This window comes from Algibacillus agarilyticus, assembly GCF_003286125.1.
Lineage (GTDB): Bacteria > Pseudomonadota > Gammaproteobacteria > Enterobacterales > Alteromonadaceae > Algibacillus > Algibacillus agarilyticus.
The window spans coordinates 56858-74063 of sequence record NZ_QMED01000007.1; the positions used below are offsets into that span (position 1 = coordinate 56858).

General features: G+C 39.2%; 14 protein-coding genes. 5 read left to right on the forward strand and 9 right to left on the reverse strand.

Going from position 1 to position 17206, the window contains the following annotated elements:
* Window positions 1-207 precede the first annotated feature (207 nt).
* From DPX34_RS07725 to DPX34_RS07765, 9 genes are all read right to left on the reverse strand, one after another.
* On the reverse strand, window positions 208-726 hold the full coding sequence (locus tag DPX34_RS07725) for a hypothetical protein (protein WP_111977836.1): 519 nt from the start codon (window positions 724-726) through the stop codon (window positions 208-210).
* 135 nt (window positions 727-861) lie between these two features.
* Complete coding sequence (locus DPX34_RS07730; RefSeq protein WP_111977837.1) at window positions 862-4041, reverse strand: chondroitinase-B domain-containing protein; 3180 nt, start codon at window positions 4039-4041, stop codon at window positions 862-864.
* Between the two features lie 526 nt (window positions 4042-4567).
* Entirely contained in the window at window positions 4568-6442 is a 1875-nt protein-coding gene (locus DPX34_RS07735; protein WP_111977838.1) for an Hsp70 family protein, read from the reverse strand.
* 2 nt (window positions 6443-6444) lie between these two features.
* Complete coding sequence (locus DPX34_RS07740; RefSeq protein WP_111977839.1) at window positions 6445-6978, reverse strand: DUF2760 domain-containing protein; 534 nt, start codon at window positions 6976-6978, stop codon at window positions 6445-6447.
* A 341-nt stretch (window positions 6979-7319) separates the two neighbouring features.
* Entirely contained in the window at window positions 7320-7928 is a 609-nt protein-coding gene (locus DPX34_RS07745; protein ID WP_111977840.1) for an outer membrane beta-barrel protein, read from the reverse strand.
* 578 nt (window positions 7929-8506) lie between these two features.
* A complete protein-coding gene (locus DPX34_RS07750; RefSeq protein ID WP_111977841.1) occupies window positions 8507-8857 on the reverse strand; it encodes a hypothetical protein in 351 nt (116 codons plus the stop codon).
* A 128-nt stretch (window positions 8858-8985) separates the two neighbouring features.
* Window positions 8986-9360 (reverse strand): cupin domain-containing protein, encoded by a 375-nt coding sequence (locus DPX34_RS07755; protein ID WP_111977842.1) that lies wholly within the window; start codon window positions 9358-9360, stop codon window positions 8986-8988.
* Window positions 9350-9838 carry a GNAT family N-acetyltransferase gene (locus DPX34_RS07760; RefSeq protein WP_111977843.1) on the reverse strand — a complete coding sequence of 163 codons (489 nt, stop codon included), beginning with the start codon at window positions 9836-9838 and terminating at the stop codon, window positions 9350-9352. Before DPX34_RS07760 ends, DPX34_RS07755 begins: the two co-directional genes overlap by 11 nt.
* Before the next feature lie 174 nt (window positions 9839-10012).
* Window positions 10013-10261 carry a DUF3297 family protein gene (locus DPX34_RS07765; RefSeq protein ID WP_111977844.1) on the reverse strand — a complete coding sequence of 83 codons (249 nt, stop codon included), beginning with the start codon at window positions 10259-10261 and terminating at the stop codon, window positions 10013-10015.
* 598 nt (window positions 10262-10859) lie between these two features.
* Here DPX34_RS07765 and DPX34_RS07770 point away from each other — a divergent pair.
* The 5 genes from DPX34_RS07770 (at window position 10860) to DPX34_RS07785 (ending at window position 17141) form a co-directional block, all read left to right on the forward strand.
* Entirely contained in the window at window positions 10860-11336 is a 477-nt protein-coding gene (locus DPX34_RS07770; protein ID WP_198673653.1) for a phosphate-starvation-inducible PsiE family protein, read from the forward strand.
* 65 nt (window positions 11337-11401) lie between these two features.
* Window positions 11402-11773 (forward strand): hypothetical protein, encoded by a 372-nt coding sequence (locus DPX34_RS07775; protein WP_157964651.1) that lies wholly within the window; start codon window positions 11402-11404, stop codon window positions 11771-11773.
* Window positions 11774-12281: 508 nt separating this feature from the next.
* The gene (locus DPX34_RS21705) at window positions 12282-12560 is read left to right on the forward strand and encodes a hypothetical protein (RefSeq protein WP_157964652.1); all 279 of its coding nucleotides are present in this window, start codon (window positions 12282-12284) and stop codon (window positions 12558-12560) included.
* 136 nt (window positions 12561-12696) lie between these two features.
* Window positions 12697-13137, forward strand: a complete 441-nt coding sequence (locus tag DPX34_RS07780) for a DUF4279 domain-containing protein (RefSeq protein WP_111977846.1) — start codon at window positions 12697-12699, stop codon at window positions 13135-13137.
* A gap of 767 nt (window positions 13138-13904) precedes the next feature.
* The gene (locus DPX34_RS07785; protein WP_111977847.1) at window positions 13905-17141 is read left to right on the forward strand and encodes a BNR-4 repeat-containing protein; all 3237 of its coding nucleotides are present in this window, start codon (window positions 13905-13907) and stop codon (window positions 17139-17141) included.
* Window positions 17142-17206: the final 65 nt, after the last annotated feature.

Consider the following 17206-nt stretch of genomic DNA (forward strand, 5'->3'; position numbering starts at 1 on the left):
CTGTATTTTTCGTTCGATGTTCGGTTAAATAAAGTGACCGAAATCAAAACGACAGGAAGAGCCATTTAAGTATAGTCAAAGCGATCGGGTTTTAGGGGAAGCCGTCAAGCTTCGAGACCCCATGAGCATATGCTCTACTATGTGATTGGGGCGAGAAAGCGCTGACAATGAACCATAAAACCTGAGCGAGAAGACTATAACTCGCTTTTAATGTTGCCATTCTTTTGTTAAATAACTGGCTTGTTCCTGATGCCATTTAACTTCGTGTTTACCTTCTTTGCCTTTGCTATTTATAGTATAAAATTCATAAATAATGACGCCATCATTTTGCACACTTTCAATAATGCGCTTGGGTTTAATATTCGCATCTTGTTTTTTTAATTCACTGACAACGGCTTTAGGTGTTTGCGCTAAGGTTAAATCGCGTTGTATTTCTACCACTTTCCATTTGTCACCTACTTGCAATAAATCAAACTCAATGTCATTGCCATCGGCATCTTTACCTTCAATATCGATATAAGTATGGCCGTGTTTTAATTCTTTTTCTGCTTCAAGAATGGTTATACCCGCTTGTTTGTTTTTAACTGCATTAATTGCCGCTGCAGGGATTTCATTCAGCGCTAAATCAAATTTTTGATGCAAGCTAGCACCTATTTTTGTTGTGTCAGCTTGCACACTTAATGTGGCTAATAAACCAACACAAGCTAATGTTTTTATTACTTTCATAAGACTCTCGAAACCCCAAAGCCATAAAATGACTTTGGGGTTGGTTTGTTAATTTACCCAATGTTATTTATTCAACGTTGCTGATTTAACTTAAACAAAATTGGATTGCATAACTGCGCGAACGCAGCTGATTAATTAGTTTAGTTTGGCGTGAGCCACTAAACGAATACTGTCAAAGTAAGCTTTTGTACCTTCCGCTGGGCTACCGGCGTAGAATAAATCAAACTCATCAACGCGTATTTCATCGCCGGTCGTTGAATTAAACTCGGCAAAAATGGTAACAGCCGTATTGTCGCCAGAATTAAAGGTGACTGTGTCTTGTTTAAAGCTATCTTCACCTGTTGGGGTATCACTCAAATCAGCATAAGTCGAAACTTTACTGTTTATGATTGTGGCGGCATTGAGTAATACATCGGTATCGCTACCATCCACGGCTTCGGCAAAAGCACCAAAGTTAATGGTTGAGTTTGTATGCGAGCTTTTTAATAATTGATACATCGCTAAGGTGTAATCCGTATTTGGATTAACCATCACGGTTTGCGCAATGTATGGGTCATGTGGTGTGCCATCATCACCTTTACTTGAGTCATATTTAAACTTAATTGAGTTATCGGTTGAGGTCGATGAGTTACTCGAGTCTTGTACTTGGCCAATGCCCGTACCTTCAACCACAACCCAATCTGTTTGCTTGTCATCAAAGTTTGCATTTTTAATACTTGCTTCGTTATTGACAAAATCATCGACAGTGGCTTTTATGACCGCTGTTGTTGCCGCACCTGAGTTAAAGCTGACCGACGCAAACTTATAATCGTTGCTGCTTACATCAACAGAATAAGGCGTGCCATCTACCATCACGCTTAGCTTCGCGATCCCTTTCATAAAGGCCGATAATGTGTAATTGGTATTGGCATCAAGTGTTATGGTTTGATTTACATCTGCACTGTTGCTATCAAGCATTAAGCTTGCACCGCGAGAGAACACTTCATCTGCGTTAGTGGTTACTGAGCCGCCATTGTTTGTCCAACCCGTTAAGTCGCCGCTATCAAAGTCATAGTTAGTAATGCCCAGTTTAGCAATATGCGGTGTAATGCTTGGCGGTGTGTAGTTTATTGGACCAACAAGTGCAGCGGTAAGTGGGCCACGTACCGGCTGAGCTGTCGTGGTTTCATCAGCGCCAATAGTTGTTGTTGCCGAACGTGTGTCGCCATCCATATCGACTGTTGGTAAGCTAAATGAACCCGTGTTAGCGGTTAAATCAGCACTTAAATCTGGGCTCTCTGCTGAAGGGCGGAATAAACCGGAATCACCTTTCACTAATTTTGCATCCGCAAATGTCATCCCAGGTAGAGAAGTTACACTGCTGTCATCTGAAAAAGCCTGACCAAAAACAAGGTTACCGGCGTAAACTGAATTAGTGGGTAACTTGTTCGCGCTTTTTATAACGGGGCCAATTGCGTTAGCAATAATGTTATTTACAAAATAGATGCTATCGGGTTGTGTGCTTTCTTTACCACCGAAAACGTTAAAACTATTAACACTATCAACAATCGTATTGTTGGCAATTAATACGTTTTCAACATCTTGATAACCGTTGCTAGTCGAACCATTAGATGACGATAAAACGATACCGCCATTCCAGTTTGTGCTCACGTAGCGAGCGCCTTCAACGTAGTTATTGGTAACCGTATGGTTGCCATCAACTAAACGGATACCGCCCGAGAAAGGATAATCATCACCAAAAATGAAATTGTTATCGATCGTTGCATACTCACCATGCCGAGTCACAATTGAACCATAACTGTCGCGGATCGTGTTGTGGCGAATGGTGTTATGGCCTGATTTATTTGAGATAACTTCAGCTTCACCTTGAATACGCTCAAAGTAATTATGCTCAACAACACTATAAGAATCGCCAGTATGTGAGTCACTGGTGCCTAAGCGAATACCTTCATATTCGTTGTCATTGCTAGCAGGGTAGGCGTTGCCGTTAACTGGAGGGCGATCACCAAAATAGTTATGATCAATTTGTGCGCGATCTACCTCAAATGTATCATCAACTACCACACCATCCGCAACATAACGGTCTACGGCTAATAAAGCACCGCGAGTTGTTTTACCGGCAAACCAGTTATGATCGATACGGTTGTTAGTACCATAGATGTAAACCCATTTAGTTGAGCTATCGATACCTTGATCCATATTGATAACGGATATTTCTGTGATACGGCAGTTATTACAAGGTGTATTACTGTTACCACGTGTTTGGATTAAAGTATTGTTCATGGTGCCATCTTTAAAGATGAAACCCTGTAACGTAACAAACTCACCACTCATCGCCACAGAAACTTCACCTGATATAGTCACTTTACCAGGTTCTGCTGCGGCAATAGTCACGGGCTGATCAGCTGTACCTGTACCACCAAAACTTAAATCTAAGCCGCTATATTCACCTGCGGCTAAACACAAGGTGGTGCCTGCTGCCATGCTATAACTGGCGGCATCTTCAAGTTGAGAGGTCGAGGTCACGGTTTCAGTACAGTTGATAGCGGGAACCGAATCGTTATCGCCAATTGACCCCTTAGCAAGTGAGCCTACTGGATGAGTCACGTCAGGTGTTTTACCTGCAATAATAATGTAGACAAGGTGTTCTGTACCATCTACCGATGTAACATCTATAGTTTCTGTTAATATTTTATCTTCGGAATCAAGCCCAATAAATTCTGCATTTGTCTCGTCTATTGTATATTGCCAAGCACCCGCTTCAGTCATACTGAATGAGCCATATGTTGTATCCAGGGTAGGGATCGCATTCACTAATGCTTGATTAGCATCCGCATCTGTCACGACCAACATACCTGAAATTGATTGGTTAACCCCTTTTGAAAGCATCCCTGAGTCAACTAATTCACCTGATGAAAATACCGCTTGATCGTTTTCGCCGGTGATACTCACACTAATATTTTTACTTGTGCCGTCTTTAGCTGAAATAGTAAAGGTTTCTGTTACCGTCTCATTTGCGGTTAATGCTTGTAATGCGGTGTTTGTTGTATCGACGACATAAGACCATTCACCCTCTGCGTTTAAGTTAAAAACACCATAATCACCCGGCGTATTGGTTTGCGCAATAAATACGGCTTCGCCTTCATCAGGGTCAGTAACTAAAATATTTCCAGAGAACGAAGTCGCTGAATCTTCAGTTAATGTTGCGGTTAAATCGCCTGAAATAACCGCTGAAGTAGGCGCCGCTGGGTCATCTGATTTATCACAAGCTGCAAGTGCCGATAACAAAGCGAGGGTAATTAAATTCCGGTTCATGTCTTATGTCCTAATTATTATTGTGGTTGATATAAATTGTTGTTTTATTATTAGTGCTTTAAGGTGTACATATTATTGGTAAAACCAATTTAAATTTAATTTTTAATTTTAACAATAATTAAATAGAGGATAAACATACCAATTATATTGACCATTTCAAGTTATATTTTAGTGTTTTTAATGATTTATTGGTAAGTCCAATTTGTATTTTTACAGTGGGGATATAGTGAGAAAATCGTGCTGTTTATGAGAATGAAATGAACTGGCCATGAAAAATGATTTTTTTCAATAAGTTAGGTTAAAAAAACAGATTGTTAGCGTGTTTAATTCAATTTTAAAAAGAAGATCGGGTTAAATAGCAATTTAAACGAGGTTGCTTTTTTGATATAAAAAAACCGGCAGGGTAGCCGGTTTTAAAATTTTGAACAATACAAAACGAATCTATAGCTTAAAGGCGACTCAGTATAAAAATCGTTAAGCTTGTTTGTGCATATTCATGACTTGTTTAGTTACGCTCGTTAATTCATTAACTAATTTCAGTTTCAGCTTCGTTTTCATTTACCACGCCATCTTCAACTTCACGCACGTTAAATTCAATTTTGTAAGCTTCTTGTGTTTCGCGATCAACACAGAATAATTCAAGCACACCGATATCGGTGAAGTGGGCTCTTAAATCTACTTGAGCCACACGGCTTTCGCCTTTAATTTCGGCTTCGATTGGTTTATGAAACTCTAGTTCTTCTTCATCTATTTCACATAACTGACCGGCTTCATCTTGCATACGACCTGTACTCGAAAGAAAATCGAATTCACCGACTTGACCCGTCCATAAACATAAATCGACCTCTTCGCCCGAGATCTCAAGCGTCGATCCTTCTTCCATTCCGTAAGGCACAATGCACATGGCGAGCATAGGTGGCTCAACACCCGGAATAGCCGGTTCAGCACTTTCTATTGCGATGTAATAACTGCGAGCACTACCGCCTTTAATTCGCACGCCTTGGCCTTGACGAGCCATGCCTAAATAGGCCGCGCCATTGGCAACGGCTAAATCTAAACTCGTGGTGGCTAAACTACAGGGTGCTGTTTTTTGTTCGGCTTGCGACCATTCGCTTAGTTGGTTCATTACGCGTTCGCGTAATGCATCGGCTTTAAATACGCCACCATTAAATAACACAGAAGTTGGAATAACCGTATTTGTGTGTTCGTAATTAGGTAATACATTTTCAAGCAAATCAGCATGCTGGGTTAAAAATTTAGCTAAATGCTTAGTAATGGCAGGTTCGCTAGAATAAGGTAAACCACTTGATTTAAAGCCCCAACGGCGCTTTTCTTTAGGCATGGCGCTTGAATCAACCATCGGAAAGAAGCCTTCAAGCAATAAGCTGTTTAGCTCTTCTCTGGTTAATTCTGTTTTAATTGAGCCACCAATAACCGAAGAGCTACGGCCTAAAATGGTTAACGGGCAATGTGTTAAGCTTGCATCCGATAATAACTGTTCTTTTGCAACACGGCATTGTTGTACAAGACCGGCTAGTTGCCAATCGTCTAATTTTTTGCTGCCTTGTTGTTTAAGCTTTTGTGCAACACTGTGGGCGAGGGCAAGATCCATGTTGTCGCCACCGAGCAAAATGTGCTCGCCAACGGCGATACGACGCAACTCTAATTGGCCTTCTTCTTCGGTTACCGCGATTAAAGAAAAATCGGTGGTTCCGCCGCCCACATCAACAACTAAAATAAGGTCATCTTTTTCAACTTTACTGCGCCAATCTCGTCCCATTGAGGCGATCCAACTATAAATAGCGGCTTGGGGTTCTTCTAATAAATGCAGGTTAGTAAAGCCTAATTCTTCTGCTACTTTTACCGTTAAATTACGTGCTCGTGCATCAAAACTGGCCGGTACACAAATTGTCACTTCTTGCGCGGTTAGGGCATAGTCGGCTTCGCCTTGAGCCACTTCATCATTCCAAGCTTCAATCAAATGTTGCAAAATCATTTTAGCGACATCAGCAGGTGATTGCTTAATGGCTTTTTCAGGTGTGCCTGGCGGTAACAACTTTTTCTCTGGATCAATACCAGAATGGCAAAACCAACTTTTAGCTGAATGAATATAACGAGTCGGAATTTTAGTGCCTTGCTCACGTGCAAAATGACCTACAACAACTTTATCTTCAGTGCGCCAAGGTAAATTTAATGAACCTTTTGGCAAATCATCGCCCGAGCTTAAATACACAGCAGAAGGTAATGACGGTTTATTTTCAATACTGCCTGAAGCAACCACTTGTGGGATGGGCATGCTCACCACATCGATGTTTTCACCGCTTTGTACGTTTTCTTTCTCAACATAAGATAACGCCGTGTTACTGGTGCCTAAGTCGATACCTACTACAAATTTACTCATGATTAAACCTCCACTTGCGCAGGCGCAACAATTGATTCATCTTGACCCGCTGCGATGGTGGGTAATTGAGTTTGGGTAGCCACCCAACCGCGATGTATTAACGTGCCTTTTAAGCCCGTTTGTTTGGTATCGTCTTTAATTAAATTGCCGACGAGTTCAATACGAGATGGATCAAATTCGGCGGCTACATCAACGGTGTCGCCTTCGTTTTGTTCAATTACCGGTTTAAGGGCGAAGTGCTTATCGAGCACTTTACGACAACCGCTGTGAATATCTCGTACAGCCGCGCCCACATCGGCGTCATCAAATTGGCTAATGTCTTCTTGTAAAAAATCGATTAAACGGCCATTTTTTTGCAAAAGGTTTAATACTTGAACAGCAGGAGCAGACGAAACCGTAAATTCAGGTCGAGGGGCTTCGTTTGAGGTCTCTGTGCTTTGGCTTGCTTTTAATACCGCGATACGAGCATCAAGCACGCTAGCTTCACCTTTAAAAAGAATTTTAAAAAAATATGAAAATGCTGAAAAAATACGCATAAGTACTCCAAAATTGTAGAAAAGGCTGGCTAAAACATTTATTTATTTAGCCAACACTTGTTATATAAGGGGGATTTAAATCTATGGTCGGAAATTTAATCAGCTATTTGAAACGGGGTCAAATAAATTAATAAAAACAAAATGTTACAGGGTTGTTTTATACTTGTTGCATAGGTTTGTTTGTTAAAAAAATAAAAATAAAATCGTTAAGTAAATTAAAGGGTTAGGGCGCTTTTTTTATAGCTATTTTAATTGATAGGCGTGTTAAGTTACCTGTTACTTTATTTTCTTTCTTATTGTTTAAATAACCCTCTGTTTATTTGGGTTGGTTTTTCGGGGTATTAAAATTGATAGCCTAAATATAGAACGCTATTTTTGACTTTAAAATCGAATGTTATTGCGTGATAAGGTATGTTCATCTGCGTGGCATTATATTCAATGCCTATGTAGGTTGTTGAGCTTATTTTGTATTGTACCCCGAAGCCATAGTAGAAGCTTTTGCCTTCGTAAACGATAGTGGATTGTGGAATGTGAAATTCGTTTAATCTATTTGTTTCACGGTTTATGTCCCATAACGAGCCACCAAACCGGCTGTTTAACGATAGCCCATTATCAAAAGGCCAAGATGCTTTAAGTCCTAAATTATATGACGTAGACATTAATTCACCTTTAGCAAAAAATCTTGACGGCGGTTCGTCACTCGATTTTTCTGCAAAGGTGTTAATACCCAACTCAACAGCAAAATAGCGATTTAATTCGTACAGACCTCTTAGTCCAAATGATGAGTATTTCCCATTCCGCATAGGAATATACGACCCCCGCTCGCCTAATGATTGCTCCGTATTTCCGACCAATAATTCACCTGATAATATACGGGCTTCTGCATCACTTGAAATGGCCGCCATTATGGCTGTAAATAAAACGGCAAGCAGAATACTTATTTTCAACATTTAATTATTCCTTTAATTTGGGATTTATGAGTGCAAACATAAAGATTAGCCGCGATGTTACTCATAATAGAGTAAGCGTTTAATAGCCGCTCAAGGCTGTGAAATATGCGAAAATATTAGCTTAGTTTGTTTTAGACGACAATGTAGATTTCGTTTTTGTAAGCTGAAAAGGGTATGCATACGTATGCGCAGGCCGGTTTCTGAAGAGTGTGTAATAAGCACTCGTAAGCATCATTTGATTCTTGTTGGTAATAAGAAGGTTGTATCGGAGGTGTTTTTTTGGGGAATGGAGAATTAACTAGGTCAACCACAGTTAATTTTTAATAACGTTTTTATTTAAATAAAAAAACGCAGAAAGCTAAAGCAGTTAATTTCTGATCTGCTACTTTTTTATCCTTAGCTGTCTGTTATTTTAGTTGCTTAACATCAGCCGTTAAGTTGATTGTTGTTTAATTAATGTGTGTCCTTGATATACTTATTTTACTAGCATGAGGTCAAGACTGACGAAAATGGAACATTAAAGTTTAATGAGATAAATGAGTTCAACGATATACAAGCCCTCGGTTTTAAGCGTTTTGTTAATCACCGCCACCGCTATCTCCTCCATTAGCGCTACTGCCGTTATCACTGCCGATAATTTCAACTAAATCGAAACCCCAATCATGGCGTTCTCGACACCGTTTATTTTTCCAACACGCTAAAATAAAACCGATCACGATTAAGCATAATATTTTTGGCTCATAGGCATGATGATAGCCATAAGTAATGGAACCTATCATTAATATTAAGCCTGTGCTGCGTATGCTTATTGATACTTTTTGGGCGAGCAACCCGCCGATGAAAAATACGATAATGCCAAGAGTCAGTTCGCCTTTATAAAGAAATAACCCCCCTAACGTGCTGATGAAATAACCCATTAATGTCGTCATGGTTACAATCCTTTGTCGTAAAAATAAGAGGTAATGTAAATGGAAATAATCCAATAATTGCTTCCTTAAAGGCTTGAACCTAAAATTTGTGTTTAGCCTTTCTCTTGTATGCAAGCGTATTTAATGGCTTATTGTGCTTTTATTTCGGTTTCGATAATAACGATTTCTGTATTACCGACATTTTTTACATTGTGTGTCGTTGCGGGTAAAAACAGTGATTTACCGTCGGCAACCGTAATTATTTTTGACGCTTGCGCTGCGTTTTCAGGCACTAATTCGAGTTTTCCGCCTTTAACAAAATACACTGCGCGGTTTGGATGGCTATGTGAATGCATGCCTGATTCGGTGCCAACCGGGTAGGTTAGTCTAACGACTTCGACAGAAGCATTATCCAGTAAGACTTCACGTGTACCCAGGTTATTTTCAGCAAAACTAAAAGCTGAAAGTGAAAATAATAAGCTTGTTAAAACAACGCATTTTAATGTTATCGTTTTATCTATCATGGTTGGTCTCTAAGTGGTTTATTTTTAAACGCATAGTGTAGTTAATCAATACGGTATTATGTTTAATTATTGTGTTTTCTTGTTCTGTTGTAAAACCATTGAGAGCAAAAAAGGGTTTCGCTATTGTTGATGCTTCAACATAGAGCTCTGTGATATTGGCTTTTTGGGCGCACATTATCGTGTGGTTAAGCAAAGCGGTTGCAATGCCCTGGCGCTGAAACTCAGGTGCTACATATGCGCAGTTTATATGGCCATCGTATTCTAGCTCAATAAAGCCAGCTATTTGGTCTTTTATTTGGGCTATATAAGGTTTTGTGCGAGCAAGACGTTGAGCCCAATAATGGTAATCAATGGGTAATGGTGCCCAAGCTTGTTTTTGTTGTTCAGAATAAACTGAGCTGTCGATTGCGTGTACTGACTGATAAAATAGCTCAGCAATATTATGGGCGTGGTTAGCGGTGTAATTGATTATTTTCACGACGACTATTTTAATATATAGGTGGTGGTTAGGTGGAGGCGAGATGTCGGTGTTAAAAACGAGAACAAAATGATTAAAAAGGTTTCACCTGTTCACGTCAATTTTATCTTATCAGCGCGGGTTATGTCAGCCCTGATGTTAAGCCCGCCCTGATTTAAAATACGGCCAAACGCCTTATTTATAAAAAGCTTCAACTTTGCCTTTTAATTTAATTAAAATCGGCTGACCTTTGCGATCTAATGCTTTAGGAGAAGGCACTTTTACCCAACCTTCGCTAATGCAATATTCTTCAACATTTGTGTAGTCTTTGCCGTTAAGACGGATCCCAATTTCATGTTCAAAAATTTCTTCTATGTAATTAGGGCTACGGGGATTGCCCGAAAGGTGATCGGGTAAATCCGGACGTGATACAGCATCGCTCATGTTATTAACCTGCAATAAATAAAAAGTGCGCCATTGTAGGCAATATCCGCTTAACGCTCAAGAAATTCACGATCGAATACTTGGAAACGGCTTTAGAGCAGTTAATAAAGAAGAACGAGCAAGTGACAACGTTGAGTTAAAAATGCTTACAAGGCAGTCACCGATAAATTATATCTTCACGCATAACATTTTTACCTAGGGTGCTGAAAGCTTGTGAACCACCATTATGTAATATCAAATAAAACCAATGGTTTATTTGTGCCTGTTCTACACGAATTTCTTGCACATTTTAGCGCAACAACTTTTGCGTGTTTAGCAAAGTGTTGGGTCATGTGCTCGACCTCAGTCACTCTAAGAGTCACTGGGCCAGTGTCATCAGTTTAAAAATATCGATGACTGTCCTGCTCGATTAATTACGGGTTTAATAGTTAAGTCAACTTCCTTTAAAAAGCAATTTCCTATAGCATTAAGCATTCTAATTTAAAGTTGGGCTTAGGCATCAGATTCGTTCAACAAGACATTATGCGATCACACACTACGTGTCGCATGAATGCTAAGCGTTAAGGGCTTTCCGCACAATTCGTTTAGTTCTGGAGATATCATGAAGCATGAAGAGTTACCTGAAAACACATCAGATAAATTATTGAATTTATTACACGCTAATATTAAATTTGCAATTAAAATACTTGCTATATTGATGGTGTTAGTTATCTATTGGAGTATTGCTGACGTTGTTTATGTGCTTTATATGAGATTATCAGCACCACCATACTTTCTTCTAGACGTAGAAGATATCCTTCAAGTTTTTGGTGCATTTATGATTGTATTAATCGCAGTTGAAATATTTATTAATATTCGGCTATACCTTGGGTCACATATAATTCCAGTTGAGTTGGTTGTGGCAACTGCACTCATGGCGGTAGCACGAAAAATTATAGTGTTAGACCTTAAAATTGTTTCAGCTGAACATGTTATTGGACTGGCTTTGGTTACTATCGCTTTAGGTGGGACCTATTTCCTACTAAAACGTAGGCCTCAATCAAGCCCAAACAACCAAATTAATCAGGACAAATAGCACGTGGTTTTTGCTCCAAATTATCAGGTGCAGGTTATCTAAAATTTTTGAGGTATTCAAAAAGTTTGTTGAATTCTTCACAATACGCACTTATCGCTATTTTACTGAGCCTTTGCCTTTATTTCGCCCTGTTGTCTCAGGGCGCTAATGAGCAATCTTTTGAATTGGCTAAACCTGCTATGTGTGCGTATCATCATGATGAGTGTGGTCATCATTACATTACTATTGATGAAGGGTTTCGGTTATTTTTAGAAGATAAACCTGTTACAAAAATAGACCTTTTTGAACATTTAAAACATCACGTCGATTGTGAAATGAAAAGTATAAGCATGGTCGTAAATGAAGATATACTCGCCGGAGAAGTAGTAACGTTTAACGAAGAGTTAAAACAACTAATGCCCAAAGTGCTATTTACATGGGCAAGCAAAGAAAAATAATGTTTTTTATGTAGGTGGCTTACACCTAATCAATAAGCAAAGGTGTCGCGAAGTCGGCACTTAATTCAATTGTTGAATAGGTCCGATCGCGCAAGTGATGCTATTTATAGGGAATTGCTTTTGGTAGGTAAGTCTGAAATGTATCGATGACTGTCCTGTAAAAAATTAGCTGATAAACTCAGATACTGTTTAACGCAATTAAAAATAACCATAAAAACGAGTAATTCTACAAGCTCGTTATGTTTCTTGGAGTAACCTAGTAGATGGAACCTAATTATGACGGTTATACGTTAGATGAGCTTCATGATATTTATCACAATGTTGATAGAGATAAATACCCTGAACGATTTAAAAAATTTGTGAAGCTATTAAGCTTAAAGACCTCCTTGAAGAAAAAGACGTTAATCAACCCCAAGTAGAAGAATCAGATGTTCCCACTAGAGCAGTAGATTCTGACGGAAATTATGTTCCCAATAGTATTTCTTCTATTGATAGGTTTTGGAATATTTTGCTTGCTCTAGTTTTTACATTTTACGGAGCTTATGGAATTTATAAAGATGACTTATACATTCCCTCTAAAAGAGGTGGTATACATTTAAGTGGGGAATCTGCTTGGATTATGTATGCAGCATTAATTTGTGGATGTATTTATTTTCTAACAATAATCGTTGATCATTATGATAAACGAGATAATGAAATTAAGTATTATATGTTTGGCAAAGGTGTTAAATACGTGGGTTTAGGCTTGGCTGTTATTGCTATTTTTTATTCGCTTTATAATAGTTGACGAAACATAAAATATACATGCGGGACACTCATCGATGTATAGCCGGTAAATCTATATAATATCAAATAAAACCAATGGTTTATTTGTACCTGTCCTGCAAAAATTTATTCTACCATGACTGTTCTAAGGAAGATTAGTGCCAGATTATAAATTTTGTGTTTCTTTAAAAATATCGCATCCTGAAATTGAACCAGAAGATATAAGTAAGGAACTAAATCTTGCACCTCACATAGCCCATAAAATAGGTGAACCTCGAATTACACCAAATGGCAGACGCCTTAAAGGTAATTACGAAAGTATGTTTTGGACTTTCGACTTTTGTAATGGTGATAGATTAGATGCTGAAGATATTCTTTTTGAAGAGTTTGTTGCCGCTAGAAATAACGAACTTGCTAAACACAAAAGTTTTTTCGAAAAGCTGAGAGTAACCGGAGGAACTATTGAGTATTTTGTTGGTTGGTTTAGTGTCGGTAGTATCAACATGAATATTTACCTAGAGCCACCCGTTCTAAAAAGTACAGCGGATTTAGGTATCTCAATTGTTTTATGTGCGTACCCTTCAAATGACGAAACATAATAAATAAAGATAGGTGTCGCCAAGCCAGCACTTAACCCAATTGTTGAACAAGCCCGATTGACCTGATGACACTATTTTATAGTAAATTGCTTTTGGTGGGTAAGCCTGATTTTAAGCCCTTTTTTGACTGTTTTTTCAGTCCACACTGAGCCAGTGGCGGTGTCGCTAATTTTACACTTTTTGGCAACGCTTAAATCTAAACTTTATGTTCGGTTGCTTAATTCATTTTTATCGTCTCGTTTATCTCGCTTTGAATGGATCGCCAGTCTTCATTGACCAATAACATCCTTATACACCATCCTCATTGGCTTACCCATCCTCCTCATTAAAATATCCATCAGTCCCTCACAATGTGTGCCGTGTTTTATCTATGCTACGTGCTTAGGTTTTTCTGGCTGTAAGGGCTGTTTAACTTTTAACATCAGCTGTAACAAAACGCTGATAAACGTTTAATAAGTTGAAGCCAACCGTGTTTACTCTACTTTTTCGCGGAAAATTCATTTATCTTTCTATTGTCCTACCTGTCTGCCTATCTGTCTTCACTGTCACTATTGGTCATATTGGGTTTTTTAACGCCATGCCTGTGTGTTTTTTCAGGTTTTTTTTGTTTTTATAGTTGTTTTATGGGGTTTGTTGATCTGTTGTGTTTGTTTGTGGTTTAATGTGATTGTTTGTTATGTTGTTTTTATAATAATGTTAATAAATGAGCGTGAAGTCATTAACACTTTTCTTCTAACAAAGAAGAATTTAAAACATTTGAGAAATAAATGAAAAAAATAACTAAATTAAAAAAATGGCTATTGCTTGCCTCTTTAGCGGGGCTTTCGTTGCAAGCAAGTGCAGCTGTTACATTAGAGCATCAAGTTAAAATTTCAGATCAAGGCTTACATTTTGATGGCGTTGATTTAGATTACAATAATGTGGGTACGCCTGATACTGGCGAGAAGTATGACTTTTTCTTTGGTCGTAATATTTCGGCTCACGGTGATGCGGTAAAAACATATAAACATTATGTATTTATGACTTGGTATCGTGGCGGTAAAGACGATCGTCATGTCATGTTATCACGTTATAATACACAAACCGGTGTCGTTAAAACAATTGAGTTTCCTCATCAACATACCGGTTTTAGAGGCGACCCTTTAGTCGGCGAATCTCATAACACGATTGGTTTATCGGTGAGTCCAGTTAATGGCACTATCCACATGGTTTATGACATGCATGCCTATGATAACAATAATCATGGTGGCAAATTTAAAGATGATTTCTTCCGTTATTCATTCAGTGTTCCGGGCACGGCTGAAGTTGCCGATGATGATTTCACGCTAAACCAGTTTGTTAAAGATACCAGTTCGGTAAGCCAAGGTGATGATGATTATAAGCATTTAACCATGACCGGTGATATCGCAGATAAAGGTAATTTTGCGCGTTTAACTTACCCTAAATTTTTTACTAATACCGATGGCACGTTATTGTTGTATATGCGTTTGGGTGGCAATAATAACGGCGGTTACGTTTTTAATCGCTACGATGCGGCTGCGCAAAAATGGTCTAAATTTACGGCCTTTAATGTGGTTACCGCTAAAAACTTCGGTAACGATTACAACTGGGGCCTTTACGGTAATATGAAGTATGTGAATGGCAAACTTCGTGTTGGTTTTCAACAACGTTCAAGCGATAACTCAGACCGCTATAAATATCAGAACGGGGTTTATTACGCTTATTCTGATCATCCAGAAGGTTTTGGTGAGTGGAAAAACCATAAAGGCGAGCCAATGACTTGGCCTTTAGTTAATTCAGACGAAATCAAAGTATTAGAACCGGGTGATTATATTAGTCACACCGAGGCTAACTCTGTGTATATTGTGGGTAGCTTTGATTGGACGGTAACCGCCAAAGGCGATGTGCATTTTATTAGTTTAGTGCGCTCAACCGATAGAAGCCGCCCTGACTACGAGCAAGTGTATTTACACTCATACAAACCAGCTGGCGCTGACGAATTTATCACGACAACTGATTTCACGGGGGCGAGTAATATCTATACATCGGGCGATAATATTTACATTATTGGCCTGAGAAATGGTTACCCATATGTTGAAAAAGCCGTGGGCGGAACTAATGATTTTGTGCGTATATATGAGCAAACCGAAGGGATAAAATTTGATCATGGTACGGTTCATATCAAAGATGGCAAAGTTTATTATTACTTGATGGAACGTGCATCGGGTAGTGCGATGCCACTTCACTTGCAAGTGATTGATTTAGATCTAGAAGGTGAAACGAATGCGCCTTTAGTCTCTTTTCCTTCATCTTCAATGACAGTAGAACAAGGTTATGAAAAACTCGCGTTAACTTTAGCCGCTTCAAGCCCTGTTGCTGATCGCACGATTGATACGGTGACGTTGTTTATCAATGGCGAAGAAGTGCGTGTTGATAATTCTGTGCCTTATCTTTTTGGTCATGGTTCTAAGCCACATGAAACTGGCGCGATGGGCTGGTTAGACACACATGCTGCTAACCCAAACCCGTTAGAAGCCGGCACTCACCTTTTTAAAGCGGTTGCGACCGATAGTGAAGGTGCAACGAGCTTTGCAACGATGCAACTAACCGTATTATCTAATGCGCCGATTGTGAGCTTTGCGCAGTCAGAAATGACGTTAGAGCAAGGTTACGAAAAATTTGCGGTGAGTATTGAAGCCGCGAGTGAAATTGAAGGCCGTACGATTGAATCGGTTAGTTTATACATTAATGATGAGTTTGTGAGAACTGATGATTCTGTTCCTTACCTTTTTGGCCATGGTAGCAAACCTCATGAAACGGGTGCGATGGGGTGGTTAGAAACACATACCGCAAACCCTAACCCATTTGTTGAAGGCGTTTATACGTTTACGGCAGTGGCTGTTGATAGCGAAGGTGTTGAAAGCACTGCTCAGATGACGGTGACCGTTAACGGATTACCCAAACCACCAACGGTTGTGTTTCCTAACGACGTTGTAACGGTTGTTGAAGGTTACGAAAAATTAGGCGTAACGATTCAAGCTGAATCGCCAGTTGAAGGACGCACCGTTGAATCCGTGGCCTTATATAGAAACGGTGAATTGGTACGTGTTGATACTAGACCCGTTTGGAACTTTGGCCATTCTCATGCGCCTTATGAATTAGGTGCAATGGGCTGGTTAGAAACTCATGAGCCAAATCCTTCGCCATTAGGTGTGGGTGAACATACTTTCACGGCTGTCGCAACAGATAGTGAAGGCCTAACCGCTGAAGGCTCGATGACACTTATTGTTAACGCATTACCAGCGCCTACGATACATTTTGTTGAATCAGACATTGAATTAACAGAAGGTTACGAAGCATTATCATTATCTGTTGATACTCAAACTGCTAATGAAAACGTCGATGTTGTTAGTGTTATTTTATACCTTAATGATGAACTCGTTCGCGAAGTATTCGAAGCACCTTATACTTGGGGTGATGAGACTCACACGCAAGAATTGTTAGGTTTAATGGCTGGCTCTCATGTTTTCAAAGCTGTGGTTACTGATAGTAATAACCGCATGAGCGAAGCTTCTATACTGGTGGATATAGCGGAAAGACCTATGTTAGGTGACTTAGATTTTGATTTTGATGTTGATCGAAATGATGTTAATGCCTTTAGAACCGCTATCCGTGAAGGCTCTATTAGTGACATGCGTTATGACTTTAACAACGATGGTGAAATTGGTTATAAAGACATGCGCGGACTGGCTTTATTATGCACACGCAGTGGTTGTCGAGTAGAAAGTGCAGTACCGATTGTTATTGACCTTGAAGGTATATTAGGTGATTTTGACGGTGATGAAGATATCGATCGCGTTGATGTGCGTACCTTTAGCGCGGCTATCCGAGAAGGACTCATCACTGATTTGAAATATGATTTCAATCAGGATGGTTTTATTAGCGGTAAAGATGTGCGTGGTGTAGCTTTGTTATGCACGCTAAGTGGTTGTAGAACAGAGTAATATAATGGTTTAATCGGTTTAATCGACTTAGTCTGGTTAAACTGACATCATTAACATTATTGAGC